The following is a 19,414-nucleotide window of genomic DNA, read 5'->3' as shown; positions in this document are numbered from 1 at the left end:
CTCCTACAGGGGCCTGCGGTAACCCCCACTATTTTGGAACACCCCCATGAAGATCACCCCGATCCTCACGCAATTGCGTGGGCAATGCCCTGGCTTTGCCAATCACATTTCGGTGGGTGTCGATCTGGCGCTGCTACAAGGCAACCCGGATCTGCCGACACCTTCGGCCCACATGCTGCCACTGGCCGACTTGGCGAGTGAAAGCACCACCCAAAACCTCACCACCCAACCGATCCGCGACCGCTTCGAAATCGTCCTGGTGCTTGACGCCACCGACGCTACAAAAGCGCTGGATCTGTTGCACGACCTGCGCGCCGAGTTGTGGCGCGCGCTGGTCGGTTTCAAACCTGATTCCACCTACAGCGCCATCGTTTACGACGGCGGCGAGATGGTCTCGATCAACAGCAGCCGCGCCTTTTACCGGCTGCGCTTTTTTGCCGAGTTCCAGCTCGGCCGCAATCTGCCGAGTCAGCCTGCGGAGAGTTGGCACGAACGCGAACTGGACGGTTTGTCGTCCTTTACCGGGGCCACCGTGCGGGTCGATGCGATCGACCCGGCCGACCCCAACCTGAAACGCCCGGGCCCCGATGGGCGCGTGGAAATGACTTTCTCTGGAGACGTAACCCCATGAGCAATCGCATCACCGTACTGCCGGCCGCTGGCCGTGTCGTACCGGACCCGGAGGCGGGCGATCTGCTGCCGGCCGAAGGCCGTGAAGTGCTGGACAGCGCCTGGTGGCGCCGACGTCTGGCCGACGGCGATATCACCCTCAAAACCGCACCAGCCAAACAAAAGGGAGCCAAATAATGGCGATCGGATTCAGCAACATCCCCGCGGACATTCGTGTACCGCTGTTCTATGCCGAAATGGACAACTCGGCCGCCAATAGCGCGAGTTCGACCCTGCGTCGTCTGATCGTCGCTCAGGTCAACGACAACATCGCGCCGACGGAAGTCGGCAAACTGGTGCTGGTGTCCAGCGTTGCGCTGGCGAAAAGCATCGGTGGCCAAGGCTCGATGCTCGCCTCGATGTACGAGACCTTCCGCAAGGCCGACCCGATCGGTGAGATCTGGTGCCTGCCGCTGCACAACACCGAAGGCGCGATCGCCAAAGGCGTGCTGACCCTGACCGGCACCGCCACTCAGGCCGGCGTGCTCAATCTGTATGTCGGCGGCGTGCGTGTTCAAGCCACCGTGGTCAACGGTGCCACCGCTGCCCAAGCGGCCACCGCCCTGGCGCAAAAAATCAACGCCACCGCCGACCTGCCGGTCAGCGCTGCCGCTGCCGAAGGTGTGGTCACCCTGAACGCCAAATGGACTGGCGACAGCGGCAACGACATCAGCCTGCAATTCAATCGCCTGGGCAAGAGCAACGGCGAAGAAACCCCGGCTGGCCTGACCACTGCAGTCACTGCCATGACCGGCGGTGCCGGTGTGCCGGATCAGGTTGAAGCCATTGCCGCGCTGGGTGACGAGCCGTTCGAATTCATCGCACTGCCATGGTCCGATCTGTCGACCCTCAACACCTGGCAAGCGGTCATGGATGACAGCACCGGTCGCTGGTCGTGGGCCAAGCAACTGTTCGGTCACGTCTACAGCGCCAAGCGCGGCACCGTCGGTACGCTGGTCGCAGCAGGCCAGGCGCGTAACGATCAGCACATGACCATTCAGGCGCTGGAGCCGGGCGTACCGCAACCGTTCTGGGTACAAGCGGCGGCACTGGCTGCGCGCACTGCGGTGTTCATCTCTGCCGACGCCAGCCGTCCGACCCAGAGCGGCAGCCTGCCGGGCGTTGACCCGGCACCGGCGAGTGAGCGCTTCACCCTGACCGAGCGTCAGTCGCTGCTCAACTACGGCATCGCCACCGCGTACTACGAAGGCGGCTACGTGCGCATCCAGCGCTCGATCACCACTTACCAGAAAAACGCTTACGGTCAGGCCGATAACTCCTACCTGGACAGCGAAACCATGCACCAGTCGGCGTTCATCGTGCGCCGTCTGCAAAGCGTGATCACCAGCAAGTACGGCCGGCACAAACTGGCTTCCGACGGCACCCGTTTCGGCGCCGGCCAGCCAATCGTCACCCCAGCGACCATTCGCGGCGAGCTGATCGCGCAGTACGCCAAGCTGGAACTCGAAGGCCACGTGGAGAACGCCGAGCTGTTCGCCGAGCACCTGATCGTCGAGCGCGACGTGCAGGACCCGAGCCGCGTGAACGTGCTGTTCCCGCCGGATTACATCAACGGTCTGCGCGTGTTCGCACTGCTCAACCAGTTCCGTCTGCAGTACGACGACGCGGCTTGATCGCCGCGTTTGACCACCAGCATTCAGCCCACCGCGTGTGGGCTTTTTTATTCAAGGGAGTAACACCATGGGTCAACTGATTGCAGGCACCTGCTACGTCAAAGTCGACGGTGCACAACTGACTATCAACGGCGGCTGCGAAGCCCCGCTGATGGCCGTCAAACGCGAAACCGTCGTACCGGGTTTCTACAAGGAAACCGACGTCGCGCCGTCGTTCAAAGTAACCGCGCTGCACACCGCCGACTTCCCGCTGAAGAAGCTGATCGAAGGCACTGACATCACCGTCACCTGCGAATTCAGCAACGGCAAAGTCTACGTGCTGGCCGGTGCCTACCTGGTCGAAGAGCCGGTTTCCAAAGGCGATGACGCCACCATCGAACTGAAATTCGAAGGCATCAAGGGGACCTGGCAATGAGCGGCGCCGTGAAGCTTCAGGTTGCGATCGAAGCTCACGGCGAGCCCCTGACCGAACTCGTCCTGCGCCGTCCGACGGTGCAGGAGGTGCGAGCGATCAAGGCGCTGCCGTACAAGATCGACAAGAGCGAAGAAGTCAGCCTCGACATGGACGTGGCGGCCAAATACATCGCCGTGTGCGCCGGTATTCCACCGTCGTCGGTCAACCAGTTGGATCTGGCTGACCTCAATGCGCTGAGCTGGGCCGTTGCGAGTTTTTTCATGAGTGCGGCGTCGGCGCCATCACCGACCTGATCGCCGTCGCCTATGACCTGGCCTGGTTCTGGAAGGTTGACCCCGAACAGATGATGGCCAGGCCACTGGATGTGCTCCGCGAATCGCTGGAGCACGCGCAACGGATCAATGCGATGCAGCAGGTGCAGTGATGGCAGACGAAGAAAACAAACTGAAAACGCCGGTGCTGATTACGGGCATCGATGAACTGTCGCCCAAACTCGGCGCCCTGCGAGTCAAGGTCGAGAGCTTCAAGAACAATCTCGAACAGACCGGCCTCGGTAAGCTGGACATCAGTGGCCTGTTCAAGGGCGGCAGCGTGATCACGCCGTTCGTGGACGGGATCAAATCGGCGGCGGCGTTTCAGGGCAAATTGACCGAAGTCAGCGACACGGCAAAAACCGTCGACCTGCCCGCTACGCCGAAAGTCGCTGCGCAAAACATGAACGTGTTCAGTGCGTCGATGGAAAAGGTTTCCGCAGCCGTGGACGCGGCACTGGTGCCGGCGGTGGGCGCGTTGGTGGTCGGGCTGGAACCGATGCTGACCCAGGTCGGCAGCCTGCTCGCCGATAACCCGAAACTGGTCGAAGGCCTGGCGGCGGGGGCAATTGCCTTCTCTGCCATGCAAACCGCCGTTACCGGCATGACCCAGGTGATGGACGTGATGAGCATGGTGCTCAAGACCAATCCGATCATGTTGATCGCCATGGGTATCGCAGTGGCGGCCGGTTTGATTTATGCCAACTGGACGCCGATCAGCGCTTTTTTCAAAGGCATGTGGGAGGGCGTGAAAAACATCGGTGTGAGTGCGATGGCGACGTTGCGCTCGATCCTTGACTGGCGACCGCTGGATGCGCTGGCGGCTTTGTGGTCACCGATCGCGGGATTCTTCTCGGGCATTTGGGACAAGGTCAAAACCGTCACCGCGCCAGTGATCGACTTCTTCAAATCGGTGTTCTCGTGGACGCCCGCCGGCATGATCCTGGAAAACTGGGCGCCGCTGACCGGTCTGTTTTCGGCGATCTGGGAATTGCTCCAGGCCTTGAGTGTGCCGGTGATGGCGTTCCTCAAAGGTCTGTTCGACTGGACACCGTTGGGCATGATCATCAACAACTGGGGGGCGATAACGGGCTTCTTCGGCTCGATCTGGACGGCGCTGCAACCGGCGGCGCAAGCCATCAAGGACTTCTTCGGCACGTTGTTCGACTATTCCCCTCTGGGCATGATCGTCAACAACTGGGGCAGTATCGTGGCCTTCTTCGAACCGGTCTGGGCCGCATTGCAAACCTCGGCGCAGCAGATCAAAGGCTTCTTCCAGAGCCTGTTCGAATGGTCGCCGCTGGAACAGATCGCGATGTACTGGCAACCGATCAGCGAAGTGTTTTCGGCGCTGTGGGGCGTGGTGCAGGCGTTGGCCGCACCGGTACTCGAGTTTTTGCACAACATGTTCGAATGGACGCCGTTGGGGCAGATCATCAAGAACTGGGGGCCGATCACCGAGTGGTTCGGCGAGTTGTGGCAAAAACTGCAAACCGTGATTGCGCCGATCAAAGAGTTGTTCGACGGCGGCTTTGCCGGACTGATCGCCAAGGTCACTGGCAAGGTTGAAACGTTCACCGAAGCTCAGCGCCAGACCAACGCCGAAGGCAAAGGCGAACTGGCACCCGCGTTCTTTGGGGCAACGCCGCAAGCAGCCAACGGTGCACTGCAAAGTGGTTCGTTGCCACAGAGTTCTGGCGCACTGATTCAACAAAGCGCAATCAACAACCGCACGCAACTCGAAGGCGGCCTGACCGTGCGCTTCGAAAATGCGCCGGCAGGGCTGCGTACCGATCAACCGCAAACCAATCAACCAGGGCTGGCGCTGTCTTCGCGCATCGGCTATCGCTCGCTGTCGGCAGGAGGTTCCAATGAACTGGCGTGACCGTTTGTTGCCGGCATCCTTTCGTGGTGTCGGCTTCTGGATCGATCAGGCGAAAACCCCGGTCGGTCGCAAAGGTCAGTTGCATGAATACCCGCAACGCGACCTGCCGTATTTCGAGGATCTGGGCCAGCAGGCCAAGACTCACGACATCACGGCATTCATCATCGGCGCCGACTGCCTGGAGCAGCGCGACAAGCTGCTCAAGGCATTGGAGGCGGGCAATGGTGAGCTGGTGCATCCGTGGCTCGGGCGCCTGCAAGTCAAGGTCGGTGAGTGCGACATGACCCATACCCGCCAGGACGGCGGGCTGGTGACGTTCAGTCTGAAGTTCTACCCCGATCGGCCGTTGCCGTTTCCGACCGCCACCGTCAGTACGCAAAAAGTCCTGTTGGCCAAGGCTGACACTTTGCTGGGGTCCGCAGTGTCGCGTTTCGAAGAGGTCATTGTCCGGATTCAAGCGGCACGGATTGGCATTAACAATCTGCGAAACAGCCTGACCGGGGTGTTCGATGTGATTAAGGAACAGCTGAAACCACTGATCGCGCAATACAAGGAAATCACTGAACTGGTCAGAGCCGTCAAGGAGTTGCCCAAGGAAGTGGCGGCGGAGTTCAAGGGGTTGCTCGGCGATATCAAGGAGCTCAAGGCGTTCGCGAAGGAGGGCTACCGTGGCGTGATTGCCGACGTGTCCCAACAACTCGAAGCGATTCGCAAGGCTGATGCGCCGAAGATCACCACGGGCAAGGACACCAATGCGGCGGCGCAAGCCATGGCCGATCTGGTGCAGGACACTTTGATTGTCAAAGTGGCGCAATGGGTCGCTTCAATGCCGGTGGCGGCGAAACCGGTGAAGTTGCTGTCGACCCCTTCCTTGGATCAGCAGTCGAAGCAGCCGATTTCTCGACAGGAAGTGCCGGCTACCGACGATTTACAGGCGCTTCAAAAGGACTTGGTCGAGGCGCTCCAAATGGCCAAAAACAAAGCCGGTCCAGCGCACTATCAGGCTATCAGCGACGTGCAGGATGCTCTGGTGGCGCACCTCAAAGCCGTAGCGTCATCGGGGGTGCGTCTGGTCACCAAGTCGTTTCAGGAAAGTTTGCCGGCACTGGTAGTGGCTTACAAACAATTCAGTGATGCGACACGGGTGACCGAAGTGGTCCAGCGTAACGGAGCGACCAACCCGTTGTACCTGCCACCCAACGACGTGAAAGTCTCTCGGGAGTAGTCATGGACGTAATGGACAACCATGTCACGCTGACCGTCAACAACATGGAATACGGCGGCTGGAAAAGCGTGGAAATCACCGCTGATCTGGAGCGCCAGTTCCGCACCTTCAAACTCGACATCACCTGGCAGTGGCCAGGGCAGACGGTGGATCATCGGATCAAACCGGGTGACCCCTGCGAAGTGAAAATCGGCCAGGACCTGGTGCTCACCGGCTATGTGTTCAAGGCCCCGATTCGCTATGACGGACGCCAGATCAGCCTGAGCATCGAGGGCAGTTCCAAGACTCAGGATCTGGTCGATTGCGCTGCCAGGAACACGCCGAACCAGTGGCAGGAACAACCGCTGCTGAGCATCGTTCAGGCTCTGGCGATGGAGTACGGGCTTATCGTGGTCAATGAAATCCCCGAGACCGCGCGGCTGACCAAACACACGATTGTGCCGGGAGAAACGGTGTTTCAGTCGATCGACCGTTTGCTCTCGCTGCTGCGGGTGTTTTCCACCGATGACGAGCAGGGTCGGCTGGTGCTGGCCAAGCCGGGCAGCGGTGGGCGGGCCAGTGATGCGCTGGAGCTGGGCAAGAATATTTTGTCCGCCAGCGCGTCGATGGATCAGAGCCAGGTGTTTTCCGAATACCGGGTGATCGGCCAGCAGAAAGGTTCGGACAAGAAGAGCGGGGCGGCAGTCAGCGAGGTTGAATCCAGCGCGACCGATCTGAGCTTCAAACGTCGACGCACCACGATCATCAACGAGGGCACCGCGCTGACGTTCGAACTGGCCCAGCAGCGCGCCCTGTGGGAGAGCGCCACCCGTATGGGCCGGGCGCAGACCACCACCTATCAGGTGCAGGGCTGGCGCCAGTCCAACGGCGATCTGTGGCGCCATAACACGCTGGTCAAGGTCACGGATCCGGTGCTTGGATTTGATGGCGACATGCTGATTTCCAAAGTCACGTATTCGCTGTCGGCGCAAGGCTCGGTGACCACGCTGCAAGTGGCGCCGCCGCATACCTTCGATGCCAATCCGACACCCCCTAAGAAAACTTCAGCCTGACTCCGAACCCTGTGGGAGCGAGCCTGCTCGCGAAAGCGCTGGCAGCTTCAACATCAAATCGCCTGACCCACCGCATTCGCGAGCAGGCTCGCTCCCACAGTGGATCGCGTGATGCCTACCTTTGAGGACAATTCATGAGCCTACTGACACGCCTGCTGGCGCGCGGCACTGTCGTGCTCGCCAATTCGGCATCCAAGCTGCAATCGCTGCAAATGCGCCTCACCGCCGGCGAAGTGAACGACGACATGGAGCATTTCGAACCCTACGGCTTCACCAGTAACCCGCTGGCCGGCGCCGAAGGTGTCGTCACTTTTCTCGGCGGCGACCGCTCCCACGCCATCGCGCTGGTCATCGCCGACCGCCGTTATCGCCTGCAATCGCTGGCGTCGGGCGAAGTGGCGATCTACACCGACGAAGGCGACAAAATTCACTTCAAGCGCGGGCGGATCATCGACGTCGAAACCGCCACGCTGAACATCCGCGCCAGCAGCGCGGTGAACTTCGATACGCCGGTGATCAACCAGACCGGCAAGATCGTTTCCACCGGCGATCAGTTGGCCGGCGGCATCAGCCAGATCAAACACGTGCACGTCGGCGTACAGGCCGGCAGCGGCCAGACCGGCGCGCCGGCAGGAGGCAAGTGATGCTGATCAGCCCAAACCTCCACGCCGCGCTGACCCGCGCCGTACTCATCAGCCTGTTCACCTGGCGTCGCGCCGCCGATGACGACGCCCTCGACGACGAAGAACGTTTTGGCTGGTGGGGCGATACCTTTCCCACCGTCGCCGACGATCGCATCGGCTCGCGGCTGTGGCTGTTGCGCCGGGTCAAGCTGACCCGACAAACGCAGATGGACGCCGAGTTCTACGCCCGCGAAGCCTTGCAATGGCTGATCGACGACGGCCACTGCAGCGCCATCGACATTATCAGCGAACGCCTCGACGCCCAGCGCCTGAACCTGCGCACGGTCCTGACCCTGGCCGACGGCGAACGTCTGGACATCAACCCCGATAACAGTTGGCAGGTGATCTATGCCGTTTGAAACCCCTTCGCTGCCGGTGCTGATCAAGCGTACCCAAAGCGACCTGGCCGGCGATTCGCTGCGCCAGTCCGATGCGCAAGTGCTGGCCCGTACCCTCGGTGGCGCGGCTTATGGTCTGTACGGTTATCTCGACTGGATTGCCGAGCAGATCCTGCCCGACAAGGCCGATGAGTCGACCCTGGAGCGCATTGCCGCACTGCGTTTGAACCAACCGCGCAAACCCGCGCAAGTCGCCACCGGCAGCGTCAGTTTTACCGCCACGGCCGGTGCCGTGCTGGATGTCGACACGTTGTTGCAAGCGAGCGATGGCCGCACCTACAAAGTCACCACCGCACGCACCACCGTCAATGGCAGCAACACCACTACCATCGCGGCGTTGGATGCCGGCAGCCTCGGTAATGCCGACGCCGGTCTGGCGCTGACACCGGTGCAACCGATTGCCGGCGTGGTCGGCAACAGTTTCGTGGTGCTGGCGCCGGGTCTCAGCGGCGGCGTGGCACGGGAAAGTCTGGAGTCGCTGCGCTCGCGGGTGATTCGTTCCTACCGCGTGATTCCCCACGGTGGCTCGGCCAGCGACTACGAGACGTGGGCGCTGGAAGTGCCGGGCGTAACGCGCGCCTGGTGTCGTGGCGGCCTGCTCGGGCCGGGCACGGTGACGGTGTTCATCATGCGTGATGAAGACCCGCAACCGGTGCCCAACGATGAGCAATTGGCGGAGGTTCAGAACTACATCGAACCGCTGCGTCCGGTGACTGCGGAAGTGCACGTGCAGCGGCCGATTCAGGTGCCGGTGGTGTATCGCTTCAAGAGCGTCAACCCGGACACCACCGCCGTGCGTGCCGCCGTTGAAGCGCAATTGCGCGACCTGCACAACCGTGAGGCCGATCTGGGTGTGCCGTTGCTGATCAGCCATATCCGCGAAGCCATCAGCAGCGCCGGTGGTGAGTACGATCACACCCTGACCGCGCCGGCCGCTGACGTGCCTGCCGGGCAAAGCGAACTGCTGACCTTCGGAGGTTGCGTATGGGGGGCATAAGAACCGCCGCGCAATATCAGGCGCAGCTGCGCGCCTTGCTGCCCAGTGGCCCGGCGTGGGACCCGGAACGGGTGCCGGAACTAGAAGAAGTGCTGCAAGGCGTCGCCGTCGAACTGGCCCGCCTTGATGCCCGCGCCGCCGACCTGCTCAACGAGATGGACCCGGCCGGCGTCAGCGAACTGGTGCCGGACTGGGAACGGGTGATGAACCTGCCCGACCCGTGCCTGGGCGCCACGCCACTGTTCGACGACCGCCGCCTCGCCGTCCGCCGTCGCTTGCTCGCGGTCGGCAGCCAGGCTGTCGGTTACTACATCGACATCGCCAAAAGCCAGGGCTACCCCAACGCCACCATCACCGAACTCGAAGCCCCACGCATGGGCCGCTCGCGTTTCGGCTCGGCGCATTGGGGCACTTGGGAAGCGCAGTTCATGTGGACGCTCAACACCGGCGGACGCTTGCTGCTGGGGCGACGCTTCGGCGCGAGCTATTGGGGTGAGCGCTTCGGCGTCAATCCGGGCTCGGCGCTGGAATGCCTGATTCACCGCAGTGCGCCGGCGCATACCAAGGTGCACATCAATTATGACTAGGGAGGAATGAGTGGATGGATTATCCGAAGAGCATGCCCGGTGTCGGTTTGGTCAACAGTCGTTTTGTCGATGAGAACCCGATCACCGGAACCCCTGGATCGTTGATTCCTGCGGAGTGGGGCAACGCCCTTACCGAAGAGGTGTTGGCGGTTATCAAAGCGGCGGGTATCGAACCGACCGAAGGCTTGAACACCCAACTGCTCGAGGCCATCCGTGGCAAAAAGCTGTTTGAAACGCCGCCACAATTCGATGTCAGTCAGAAAGTCGCGACGACGGAGTTTGTGCAGCGCGCACTCGGCAGTCTGGCGGGGCAGACCAATTACGTGGGTGATGTTTCGTTGACGGTCGCTGACGTCGGCAAACTCTCGATCTTCACCAGCCCAGGTACGGTGACCCTGCCGGAATGGTCAACTGTGCCTGCGGGAGGCTTGGTGTCGCTGGTCGCAGGTTCCGGTAGTTTGAACGTGAAAGTCAGGAGTGGCGAGAGTCTGGGCACCGCCAGCGCTGGTGCACCGGATAACACGTTGTCATTTGTCGGTGGCAGCTACGTTACTTTTCGCCGGCTTCTGCTCGGTGGTGGCTGGGGCCTGGATTCTGGTGATGGTGCGCTCAAGTACTCGCCAGCGTTTACCGCTTCCTTGAACACTGCAGGCGGCTATCAGCGTTTGCCCAGTGGCCTGATCCTGCAATGGGGACTGGCCACGGGCGGCGCACTCAGCGAAACCATTACCTATCCGATTGCCTTTCCCAAAAGCGTGCTCTTTCTCTCGGGCGGCGATCTTTCACCGGCATTCTCCGACCTGCGCTTTTCCCTTTACCGACTCTCGCAAAGCCAGTTTCAGCGCTTCTCCAATGCTGACCCTGGTGGCTGGAACTGGTTCGCCATCGGCTTCTGAAATCAACGGTGAATGAAATGAAATACATTGATTTTGATGCCCAGGGCGAACTGCTTGGGCGCTATGACTCGGCGATTCACACGCAGATGCCTGCCACTGCTGTAGAAATCTCTGATGAGCTGTTCCTGCGCACGATCGAGGAACGCGACGGCATCTGGAAGTGGACCGACGGCAAGGTCACCAAACATGCATTGCCGAACGTATCGCTGCTGGTTGAAAGCGAACAGCGAGCATCGGCCCTGGCGCGACGTGACGAGCTGCTGGCTGAAGCCGATCAGCAGACCGTCGGTATGGCCGATGCCTACATTGCAGGATTGCTGGATGCCGAAGACATGCAGCGGTTCAAGGCGTATGCCTCCTACAAACTGGCGCTCAACAAGATCGACAGGCAGCCAGGTTATCCGCAGAACGTCGACTGGCCAGTGCTACCGGCTTGATGCTCTTTCTGACATGAAGCCTGCAAAACAGCTTCGTAAACAGTCACCCAGAATAACGGGAGGTCCCCGCGTGGATTATCCAAACAGTGTGCCCAGCGCCGGATTGGTGAATGGGAAGTTCGTTGATGAAAACCCGATGATCGGAACGCCCGGATCGCTGATTCCGGCGGATTGGGGGAATGGGGTCACGCAGGAAATTCTCAACGTGATCAATGCCGGGGGGCTGACCCCCGATGAGAAGAAATACGATCAGTTGTTGCTGGCGATTCAATCGGTGACGGCCAAGGGCTGGAACCAGGATCTGGCGTTGCCGCTATCGGCTTTGCCTTTGCCAACCGTTGCCACGGCGGATGCCCGGTTAACCATCACGCCAGCCGCCGTATCGAGCAGTGGCGGGCGAGTGTCCGTACCGGCGGGCGTATACGTCAGCCTTGGTCAGGAAGTGGTGGCGGGTCAGTTGGGGCGTTCACGTACTTTCACTACCCAGGCTTGGAGCAGCGCGGACCTGCTGCCCAGCTCGAGCTACTTTCTGCGGGCGCAAGTAGTGGGCGGTGTGCTGAGTTTCTATACCCAGCGCGGGACGATTTACGACGCGACACCCGAGACTCTTAAAGGTGTGGCCAACGGCGCTGCCGGCGGCGGGTTTCAGAGTTCGGTGTTGGACATGTGTCTGGCCTGGGTCGTCACCGGCGCGCCAGGCTCCGTGCCGACAGTGCGTGCGATTTACAACCGTGCACGCTTGACCTGGACTCAGACCGTCAACGGCACGGGTGCAGTGTTTCTGCCCCTGGATCCGCATGCGCGTGCCGCACGGCTTGTGGTGGGCAATCCGACGCCCTCATCGACGGCCATCACGAGCGTGGCGTTTCCGGCGACTGGATGGGCCGGGGGCAACTACAGCTATCTGTCACCGGTATCGACGGGTGTATCCAATAATGCGGGAGGCTGGAACCCGGCTACTGTGCAACCGTGCGTGATATTCACCAACAACATCGTCTACGACGTCACGGTTTCGACGCTGACCGCCAGTTTTGATCATGCCAATTTGCGCTCGCTCTGGCAGTCCTATCAGGCTGAGCACAATCTGGGGCAATCCAATGCTGACAGTGATGAATTGCTACTCAGCATGGGGATCAAGAGCCATCCGCTAACCGACTATACCGCCGGCATCGCGATCAATTTCGGGGAAGCTGTGAACGTCCAATTGCAGTGGGAGCTGATTCGATGATCGTCATTCAGGAACTCCATCAGATTGACGGCGAGTTGCGCCTTCCTCAACCCTCCGCTGCCCATGACTGGGACGGTGAGAAATGGGTATTGGACGACGATAAACAGGCTGCGCTGGACATGCAGGAAACTGAACGCTTGTGTGCCAAAGTCGACGCCGCCGCTGACGACGCCCGTACCGCTCTGGCTGGTGACCCGCTCAAAGCCATGGAGTACGCCCAGGCTGCCGCCGATGCTCAGGCCTATCAGGACGCCGGTTACCCGAAAAAGGAAGTGCCACTGTCGGTCGCAGCCTGGGTTGCCAAAGGACGTAGCGCCAAACAGGCCGCCGAGCAGATTTTGAGCAAGGCCTATCAACTGACCGACCATCTGCTGGCGCTGCGTACGCTGCGCCTGAAGGCCAAAGCGCAAATTCGCGCGCAGGCTGCCAAGGGCAACATGGATCTGGCGCGCAGCGCTGGTGACGAAGCTTTGATCGCCATTCGCGAATTGGCCAGCGGCCTTTCCAGCTAAGCCGAAAATTCTGCGTTCCGAGTCACCCAAGCCCACTTCGTTGTGGGCTTTTTATTTTCAGAAAACGGACCGTGGACAGGCACGCAGAAGACGCTGTGTCGACGCCGGTCATTTGTCATTTCAAAGGAACGAACAAACTATGGATTATCCAAAAAGCGTCCCTAGCGTCGGACTGGTCGATGGCCGCTTCGTCGATGAAAACCCGGTGGCGGGTACGCCGGGGTCGTTGATTCCGGCGGTGTGGGGCAACAGTGTCACTGAAGAAATTTTGAGTGTGGTTACAGGGGGTGGCTTGGTGGCCTCAGAGGCGGACACCACTCAGTTGTTCAAGGCGATTCAGTCAATTGTCGGCAACGCCAGCCCGATGCGTTCGATCATCACTCGCCTCGCCGCGACGAAGACACTCACCGAACAAGAACTTGGCCTGGTACTGATCGATGGAGGCACCGCGCCCATGACTGTGACGTTGCCAGCGGCCAATGCTGCTCTGGGTGTGCGCGATGTGATTGTTCGTCGTATGGATAACTCGGTTAACCGGTTGGTAGTCCAGGCATCCGGCGGCGACCGGATTAGGTTTCATACACATTTGTCGGCGAACGGCTATCCGTTTCTGGTGCTGATGGGCGGTGGGGACTGGTGGCAGTTGCGCAGTGACGGTGCTGGCAGTTGGTGGCCGGTTGGACGCTTCGACAATACCCCGCTGGGCAGACCCTCGTTTGAAACCACAATGGCGCTGAACCCCGGCGGTTATGGCCTGCTCAACGGTAACTTTTTCAAGCGTGCGGAATGGCCTTGGCTGTGGGACTTCGCCCAGGCTTCGGGAGTCTTGACGACCGAAGCGGCTCGATTTACCCGAGAAGGTGCGTGGACCACTGGCGACGGTGCGTCGACCTTTCGAATCCCCGAGGTTCGCGGTGAATTTCTGCGAGTTCTCGATGAAAACCGGGGTATGGATGTTGGGCGAGTCGTTGGCAGTTTGCAGAACCATGCACTGCAAAGCCACAACCACTACTTGCCGACCGGTACGGGTTCTTCCAACCGTCCTGCGCCTGCTATCCCCGATACCGTCTGGAGTGTTTCCAGCGACGTCAATTTTTATCCCACCAGCGGAACCATTGCGACGACCTATCCCAACCCGGCATTCGACTCCGACACATTCATCGGCAATATCGGTATTTTCGCCGGCGAAACCCGACCGCGAAACATCGCCCTTCCCGCGCGAATCAAACTGATCTGAGGTGCCCATGTTCAATTATCTGATAGATGACAGCGGTGCCTTGGTTGGCCCTGTCGAGTTCCCGCTCGTGCCGGGAATCGGTCTGCAACTGCCAAGCAATGCTGTGACGCTGAGCATTGAACTCGCCCCAGCGCCCGAGGGGTTTGCCTGGGCCTATGACAACGGCTCGCTGCAACAGCAGATCGATTGTCGTGGCGATGTCTATCGCACTGACACAGGCATTCGGGAAACCTGGAACGCGCTTGGCGAATTGCCGGAGGGCTTCACCCAGTTGCCTTTTCCGGGTGGCTTCCACGTCTGGGTGGGCAACGTATGGCAGGTCGATGAGGCCGCGCAACTGGCGGATCGCAAACGCATCGTTCTCGCTAAGCGCGACGCACTGCTACGCGATGCCGTGCTGCGCATCGCGCCTCTGCAATACGCCGAAGACATCGGCGATGCCAGCCATGACGAACAACTGCTGCTGATCGAGTGGAAGCTCTACAGCGTCGAGCTTAACCGTATTGAAAAACAGAGCGGTTTTCCCGATGCCGTCGCCTGGCCGGTAGTTTCCTGCGTTGTCGTGAACGACTGATACCTGCACAAGGAAACGTTTGTTCCTTTGACCGTTTCCCGGTCTTCGGCCTCGGTGTGGCTAGCCGCTTCAAGCGGCTGAGGCCTGCGCCTAATGTATTTTCAGATTAAGGAGATGAAACTTGGACTATCCCAAGAGTGTGCCCAGTGTCGGCCTGGTCAATGGCCAGTTTGTCGACGAAGACCCGATCGCCGGTAAACCCGGCTCGCTGATCCCGGCGACGTGGGGCAACAGCGTCACGCAAGAGATTCTTAACGTTGTTCAGGCGGCCGGTCTGACGCCGAACGAGTCGTCGAACAATCAGTTGTTGGCGGCGTTGCGCAGTCCGGCATTGTTCATGACTGCGCCGCAGTTTGATGGTGGACGCTCGGCAGCAACGTCCGAGTTTGTGCAGCGGGCGCTGGGCAGTTATGCCAGTGCTCGCGGTATATATGCGGCCACGTCGCTGACCCCGGCCGATGTCGGCTGCTCTATCGGTCTGGGCGGCAACGCGACGTATACCGTGACGCTTCCGGATGCCGCTGCGGTGCCGAGCGGCGCCACGATCAGCCTGCATTGCCGTAACAGTGCGCCCGTCACGGTGGCCAGTAAAACCGGCACGCAGATCAGCCCGCAAGGGGCTTATCTGGCGTCTATCGTTTTGAACAATGGTGAGAGTGCGAACTTCGTCAGGGAGTCTGGAGTGTGGGTGGTCTATGGCACCGCTGCGCTGAAGTACTCAACCAATTACGCCGCACAGTTCGCCACATCGGGATATCAAAAGTTTCCCAGCGGTTTGATCCTGCAGTGGGTAACGGGGGGCTCCGATGCGAATGGCAACATGACGGTGTCGCTGCCGATCAGGTTTCCCAATGCTGTCGTCGGCGGTGTTGCCAATGAAGGCTACCCGGCAGGTTGGGGGGCATCCAACGTCACCGTTTGGGCATTTGACGGCGCGAACTCCACGACAACGATAGCGGTGGCTCGGGTCCGAAGTGTGCAGGCTTCAAGTGTCAAGGTTGATTCGGGCATTTCGGGTCGCATTCTGGTTTGGGGGTACTGACCATGACGATTTACTTCTATGCACAAAGCCTCGGATTCGATCGAGTTGAACACCCCGGTGCGGATTTACCTGACGGCGCCGTAGAAATCACCCAGGCGCAATACGCCGAGCTGTTTGCCGGGCAGGCAAACGGCAAAGTCATCAGCGCCAGTCACTCTGGCCAGCCTGTACTGACCGAACCGCTCAGTTCCCCGGTTGCGCTTGCCAGTGATGAGCGCGCATGGCGCAACCAAGTACTTCAAAACACTCAATGGATGGTGTTTCGCGACGCCGAAGAGCTTGAAGTTGGCGGCGGCACGACCCTGCGCGCCGAAGAGTTCAAACAGCTACTTGCCTACCGACAGGCGCTGCGCGACTGGCCCAATCAGCCGGACTTCCCGGATGCCCGCTCGCGCCCGGTCGAACCTGACTGGCTTGAAGATTTGCTGCGGACCCATGGCTGAGCGGTTCGCCCTTCCATCAAGGATAGATATACATGGATTACCCAAAAAACGTCCCGGGCTCAGGCTTGGTCGACGGCAAGTTTGTCGATGAAGATGCCATCGCTGGAACGCCGGGGTCGTTGATCCCGGCGAGCTGGGGCAACAGTGTCACCCAGGAAATTCTCAGCGCGATTACCGCAGCGGGTCTGAAGCCCGATGAAAACCAGACCGATCAAATGGCTCAGGCGATCCGTCAATTGTCCAGGCCTGATCCGCTACAGCAGTTTCCTGTGCAGGTGTATCGCAGGAATGTGCTGATCAATGGCGGGTTCGATATCTGGCAGCGCGGCACGACCAACCAAGGGCCAAATATCGGTGGCTATGTAGCGGATCGTTTTCGCTGCGACTGGAATGGCAATGCTGCCGTGACCATCTCTCGCCAGGACTTTGCTCCGGGGCAGACAGAAGTGACAGGCGAGCCGGGTTATTTTTTACGCTGGCAGCAAACCTCAGCGGGCGTCGGCGCTACCGAGCACAAGATTTCCCAAAGCGTTGAGTCAGTCAGGACTCTGGCCGGACGAACCGCCACCGTGACCTTTTGGGCGCGCTCCGATGCCACACGCTCATTGAAAGTGACGATCGGCCAGTACTTTGGCAATGGTGGTTCGGAAGCCGTCGTCAAAGTAGTCGATGTTTTTCCATTGAGCACGGCATGGAGCAAGTACAGCGCAACGTTCCAAGTGCCATCGATCGCGGGGAAAATGCTGGGCGCCAATGATTGTTTGCGCTTGGCTTTTGATTTGCCGCTCAACGTTTTGCAAACCGTGGATCTGACTCAGGTTCAATTGGAAGAGGGACCGGTTTCCACTCCATTCGAATACCGTCTTTCTGGCGAAGAATTGACGTTGTGTCAGCGTTATTTCGAAAAGTCTTTTGCCAACCGTTTACCGATTCGTGCAAACAACGGCACTGGCACCTGCATCGTCTCGTTTACTCAGGCAGCGGCTGGAAATACCGGTCAATACGGTATGGTCGTAGACATGCAGACTCAGAAGAGAGTGCAGCCGACTGTTGTCCTGTATTGCCCTGGAAATGCAAGTAATCAGGTTTGGAACTATTCGCAGGGAGTGCCTTGCACAGGCACTACGGTGCAAAGTGTGACACAGCGTAGTTTCGCGATCGGCACTGTGACGCCTGTAAACAGTCAGCCCGGTAACGGATTGCAGATTGAATGGACAGCGGACGCTGAGATCTAGGAGTGACCCCATGACCTATCAACTGACCACTTGCGGAGTACTGCGCACGGAGGACTCTTCGTTTATCCCGCAGGACCCAACCAATCGCGACTGGCTTGATTATCAAGCCTGGCTGTTATCTGGCGGCCAAGTCTTGCCGTTGAATGAAACCCTCGAAAAAGCAGCCCCGGACAGCTCAGTGACAACTCTGGCAAAAAAATGGCTTGCAGGCATTGGCCGGCAACCGTGATTCAATCGGGGCAATATCCAGGGAGGATCAAGCATTATGCAAATAACTGAAAACAACCTTATCGACATCATGCCCAACGCCCGCTCCCAAGCGGGCGTTTTTGTTTCGGCGCTCAACAGCGCGATGGCGCGCCGTCATATCGACTCGCCGAAACGCGTCGCGGCGTTCCTTGCGCAAGTCGGTCACGAGTCCGGGCAATTGCGCTACGTGCGCGAACTGGGCAACAACCAATACCTGAGCAAATACGACACCGGTACGTTGGCCTTGCGTCTGGGCAACACACCAGAGGCTGACGGCGACGGACAAAAATACCGAGGGCGCGGGCTGATCCAGATCACTGGCCGCAGCAACTATCGCCAGTGCAGCGTTGGCCTGTTCGGCGATGAACGTCTGTTGTCCCTGCCCGAACTGCTCGAACAGCCACAATGGGCCGCCGAGTCTGCGGCATGGTTCTGGGAACAGAACGGCTTGAACGAACTGGCTGATCGCGATCAGTTCAACACCATTACCCGTCGCATCAACGGCGGGTTGAACGGTTTGCAGGATCGTCTGGAAATCTGGGCGCGGGCGAGGGCGGTGCTATGCCAATCCCCTGGCGAATGATCGCTGTTGTGTTGCTGGCTGCTGGTGCCTTTGCAGCGGCCTGGCAATTTCAGGAGTGGCGCTACGGCCGACAGTTGGCCGAGCAGGCCCGGTTAAACGCCGAAACCCTTAATCAACTGACGCAGACCGCCGCCACTGCGCAACAGGCTGAGCAGGATAAACGTCTGGCGCTGGAGCAACGGCTCGCGACCAGTGAACAAACCCACTACCGAGCGCTGAGCGATGCCCAACGTGATCAGGATCGCCTGCGCGATCGTCTTGCCACTGCTGATGTGCGCCTGTCAGTCCTTCTCGACGCCAGCGACGTTGCCCCAGGCTGCAACGTGCCAGCCACCGCCGGCGCCAGCGGCGTGGATCATGCAACCGTACGCGCCCGACTTGACCCGGCGCATGCTCAACGAATTATCGCCATCACCGACACCGGCGACCGTGGACTGATCGCCTTGCAGGCTTGTCAGGCCTATGTCAGAGCGCTGGCGCCCGAACATTTTGAATGAGTCTGTGTATTGAAAGCGCAACCGGCTCGTGTACGGTGGAGGCATTCCACACGATCCGGAGCACGCCGTGAAAGAGATCACTCAACTGGCCGCCGACCTTGGCCGACGTCTGCAACTGCTCAATGCCCACGTCACCACCGCTGAATCGTGTACCGGTGGCGGGATTGCCGAAGCCATCACGCGGATCCCGGGCAGTTCGGCGTGGTTTGAGGCTGGCTACGTCACGTATTCCAACCGGCAGAAAACCCAGCAACTGAATGTACCGACCGAGTTGTTCGAAACGGTGGGCGCGGTCAGTCGCGAGGTGGTTGAGGCGATGGTGCGTGGCGCTCAGGACAAAAGCCTGGCGCGATTTGCCGTAGCGGTCAGCGGTGTCGCCGGGCCGGACGGTGGCTCGCCGAACAAACCGGTCGGTACGGTGTGGCTGGCGTGGGGCGTTGGCGAGATGGTCACCACTGAGGTTCAGCACTTTCCCGGCAACCGCGATGAAGTCCGCCGACAAACGGTGAAGGCCGCGCTAGAGGGGCTCCTGCGACTAGCTGCACGAGAAATCGAAAATCAGGGGTAGGCGATCCGCGAACGCTGTGGAATAATACTGGCTACTTATACAGGTGTTGGCCGTCAG

At 59.9% G+C, this 19,414-nt stretch carries 25 protein-coding genes; all 25 read left to right on the top strand.

The window, feature by feature from the left end; all coding sequences use genetic code 11:
* The first annotated feature begins 46 nt into the window (after window positions 1–46).
* The 25 genes from AC0ZWN_RS18920 (at window position 47) to AC0ZWN_RS18800 (ending at window position 19,357) form a co-directional block, all read left to right on the top strand.
* On the top strand, window positions 47–631 hold the full coding sequence (locus AC0ZWN_RS18920; RefSeq protein WP_095050428.1) for a phage tail terminator protein: 585 nt from the start codon (window positions 47–49) through the stop codon (window positions 629–631).
* Window positions 628–807 carry a DUF2635 domain-containing protein gene (locus tag AC0ZWN_RS18915; protein ID WP_093436496.1) on the top strand — a complete coding sequence of 60 codons (180 nt, stop codon included), beginning with the start codon at window positions 628–630 and terminating at the stop codon, window positions 805–807. Before AC0ZWN_RS18920 ends, AC0ZWN_RS18915 begins: the two co-directional genes overlap by 4 nt.
* Complete coding sequence (locus tag AC0ZWN_RS18910) at window positions 807–2,303, top strand: phage tail sheath subtilisin-like domain-containing protein (protein WP_095050429.1); 1,497 nt, start codon at window positions 807–809, stop codon at window positions 2,301–2,303. Before AC0ZWN_RS18915 ends, AC0ZWN_RS18910 begins: the two co-directional genes overlap by 1 nt.
* 67 nt (window positions 2,304–2,370) lie before the next feature.
* Window positions 2,371–2,718, top strand: coding sequence for a phage tail tube protein (locus AC0ZWN_RS18905; protein WP_085697365.1), 348 nt, complete (start codon window positions 2,371–2,373; stop codon window positions 2,716–2,718).
* Window positions 2,715–3,011: a phage tail assembly protein gene (locus AC0ZWN_RS18900; RefSeq protein WP_007908778.1), complete on the top strand. Its 297-nt coding sequence runs from the start codon at window positions 2,715–2,717 to the stop codon at window positions 3,009–3,011. The genes AC0ZWN_RS18905 and AC0ZWN_RS18900 overlap by 4 nt, the downstream gene beginning before the upstream one ends.
* Window positions 3,012–3,141: 130 nt before the next feature.
* Complete coding sequence (locus AC0ZWN_RS18895) at window positions 3,142–4,914, top strand: phage tail tape measure protein (protein WP_476336081.1); 1,773 nt, start codon at window positions 3,142–3,144, stop codon at window positions 4,912–4,914.
* Window positions 4,901–6,139 carry a DNA circularization protein gene (locus AC0ZWN_RS18890; protein WP_093436487.1) on the top strand — a complete coding sequence of 413 codons (1,239 nt, stop codon included), beginning with the start codon at window positions 4,901–4,903 and terminating at the stop codon, window positions 6,137–6,139. The genes AC0ZWN_RS18895 and AC0ZWN_RS18890 overlap by 14 nt, the downstream gene beginning before the upstream one ends.
* A 2-nt stretch (window positions 6,140–6,141) precedes the next feature.
* The gene (locus tag AC0ZWN_RS18885) at window positions 6,142–7,191 is read left to right on the top strand and encodes a phage baseplate assembly protein (RefSeq protein ID WP_476336079.1); all 1,050 of its coding nucleotides are present in this window, start codon (window positions 6,142–6,144) and stop codon (window positions 7,189–7,191) included.
* A gap of 134 nt (window positions 7,192–7,325) precedes the next feature.
* A complete protein-coding gene (locus tag AC0ZWN_RS18880; protein WP_476336078.1) occupies window positions 7,326–7,835 on the top strand; it encodes a phage baseplate assembly protein V in 510 nt (169 codons plus the stop codon).
* Window positions 7,835–8,233 carry a phage GP46 family protein gene (locus AC0ZWN_RS18875; protein WP_093436478.1) on the top strand — a complete coding sequence of 133 codons (399 nt, stop codon included), beginning with the start codon at window positions 7,835–7,837 and terminating at the stop codon, window positions 8,231–8,233. The genes AC0ZWN_RS18880 and AC0ZWN_RS18875 overlap by 1 nt, the downstream gene beginning before the upstream one ends.
* Window positions 8,223–9,269, top strand: coding sequence for a baseplate J/gp47 family protein (locus tag AC0ZWN_RS18870; RefSeq protein ID WP_476336076.1), 1,047 nt, complete (start codon window positions 8,223–8,225; stop codon window positions 9,267–9,269). Before AC0ZWN_RS18875 ends, AC0ZWN_RS18870 begins: the two co-directional genes overlap by 11 nt.
* A complete protein-coding gene (locus AC0ZWN_RS18865) occupies window positions 9,257–9,856 on the top strand; it encodes a YmfQ family protein (RefSeq protein WP_093436472.1) in 600 nt (199 codons plus the stop codon). Before AC0ZWN_RS18870 ends, AC0ZWN_RS18865 begins: the two co-directional genes overlap by 13 nt.
* A 14-nt stretch (window positions 9,857–9,870) precedes the next feature.
* Entirely contained in the window at window positions 9,871–10,752 is an 882-nt protein-coding gene (locus tag AC0ZWN_RS18860; RefSeq protein ID WP_476336075.1) for a gp53-like domain-containing protein, read from the top strand.
* Window positions 10,753–10,769: 17 nt separating this feature from the next.
* Window positions 10,770–11,189 carry a tail fiber assembly protein gene (locus AC0ZWN_RS18855; RefSeq protein WP_476336073.1) on the top strand — a complete coding sequence of 140 codons (420 nt, stop codon included), beginning with the start codon at window positions 10,770–10,772 and terminating at the stop codon, window positions 11,187–11,189.
* A 70-nt stretch (window positions 11,190–11,259) separates the two neighbouring features.
* Window positions 11,260–12,417, top strand: coding sequence for a phage tail protein (locus AC0ZWN_RS18850; RefSeq protein ID WP_476336072.1), 1,158 nt, complete (start codon window positions 11,260–11,262; stop codon window positions 12,415–12,417).
* Entirely contained in the window at window positions 12,414–12,929 is a 516-nt protein-coding gene (locus AC0ZWN_RS18845) for a phage tail protein (protein ID WP_257357159.1), read from the top strand. The genes AC0ZWN_RS18850 and AC0ZWN_RS18845 overlap by 4 nt, the downstream gene beginning before the upstream one ends.
* A 139-nt stretch (window positions 12,930–13,068) precedes the next feature.
* Window positions 13,069–14,166 (top strand): phage tail protein, encoded by a 1,098-nt coding sequence (locus tag AC0ZWN_RS18840; RefSeq protein WP_476336071.1) that lies wholly within the window; start codon window positions 13,069–13,071, stop codon window positions 14,164–14,166.
* 7 nt (window positions 14,167–14,173) lie between these two features.
* On the top strand, window positions 14,174–14,740 hold the full coding sequence (locus tag AC0ZWN_RS18835; RefSeq protein WP_476336069.1) for a tail fiber assembly protein: 567 nt from the start codon (window positions 14,174–14,176) through the stop codon (window positions 14,738–14,740).
* Window positions 14,741–14,861: 121 nt separating this feature from the next.
* Window positions 14,862–15,782 (top strand): gp53-like domain-containing protein, encoded by a 921-nt coding sequence (locus tag AC0ZWN_RS18830; protein WP_476336067.1) that lies wholly within the window; start codon window positions 14,862–14,864, stop codon window positions 15,780–15,782.
* A gap of 2 nt (window positions 15,783–15,784) precedes the next feature.
* Complete coding sequence (locus AC0ZWN_RS18825) at window positions 15,785–16,225, top strand: phage tail assembly chaperone (protein ID WP_476336066.1); 441 nt, start codon at window positions 15,785–15,787, stop codon at window positions 16,223–16,225.
* Window positions 16,226–16,257: 32 nt separating this feature from the next.
* Window positions 16,258–17,460 (top strand): carbohydrate binding domain-containing protein, encoded by a 1,203-nt coding sequence (locus AC0ZWN_RS18820; protein ID WP_476336065.1) that lies wholly within the window; start codon window positions 16,258–16,260, stop codon window positions 17,458–17,460.
* A gap of 10 nt (window positions 17,461–17,470) precedes the next feature.
* Window positions 17,471–17,689, top strand: a complete 219-nt coding sequence (locus tag AC0ZWN_RS18815) for a hypothetical protein (RefSeq protein ID WP_476336063.1) — start codon at window positions 17,471–17,473, stop codon at window positions 17,687–17,689.
* A 36-nt stretch (window positions 17,690–17,725) separates the two neighbouring features.
* Window positions 17,726–18,292 carry a glycoside hydrolase family 19 protein gene (locus tag AC0ZWN_RS18810; protein ID WP_095050439.1) on the top strand — a complete coding sequence of 189 codons (567 nt, stop codon included), beginning with the start codon at window positions 17,726–17,728 and terminating at the stop codon, window positions 18,290–18,292.
* Window positions 18,271–18,789, top strand: coding sequence for a lysis system i-spanin subunit Rz (locus AC0ZWN_RS18805; RefSeq protein ID WP_476336061.1), 519 nt, complete (start codon window positions 18,271–18,273; stop codon window positions 18,787–18,789). Before AC0ZWN_RS18810 ends, AC0ZWN_RS18805 begins: the two co-directional genes overlap by 22 nt.
* Before the next feature lie 67 nt (window positions 18,790–18,856).
* Window positions 18,857–19,357, top strand: coding sequence for a CinA family protein (locus AC0ZWN_RS18800; RefSeq protein ID WP_186622122.1), 501 nt, complete (start codon window positions 18,857–18,859; stop codon window positions 19,355–19,357).
* Window positions 19,358–19,414: the final 57 nt, after the last annotated feature.

It is taken from the genome of Pseudomonas sp. 3B-A001-10F (assembly GCF_056313565.1).
This window is presented reverse-complemented; position numbering and strand designations above follow the sequence as displayed.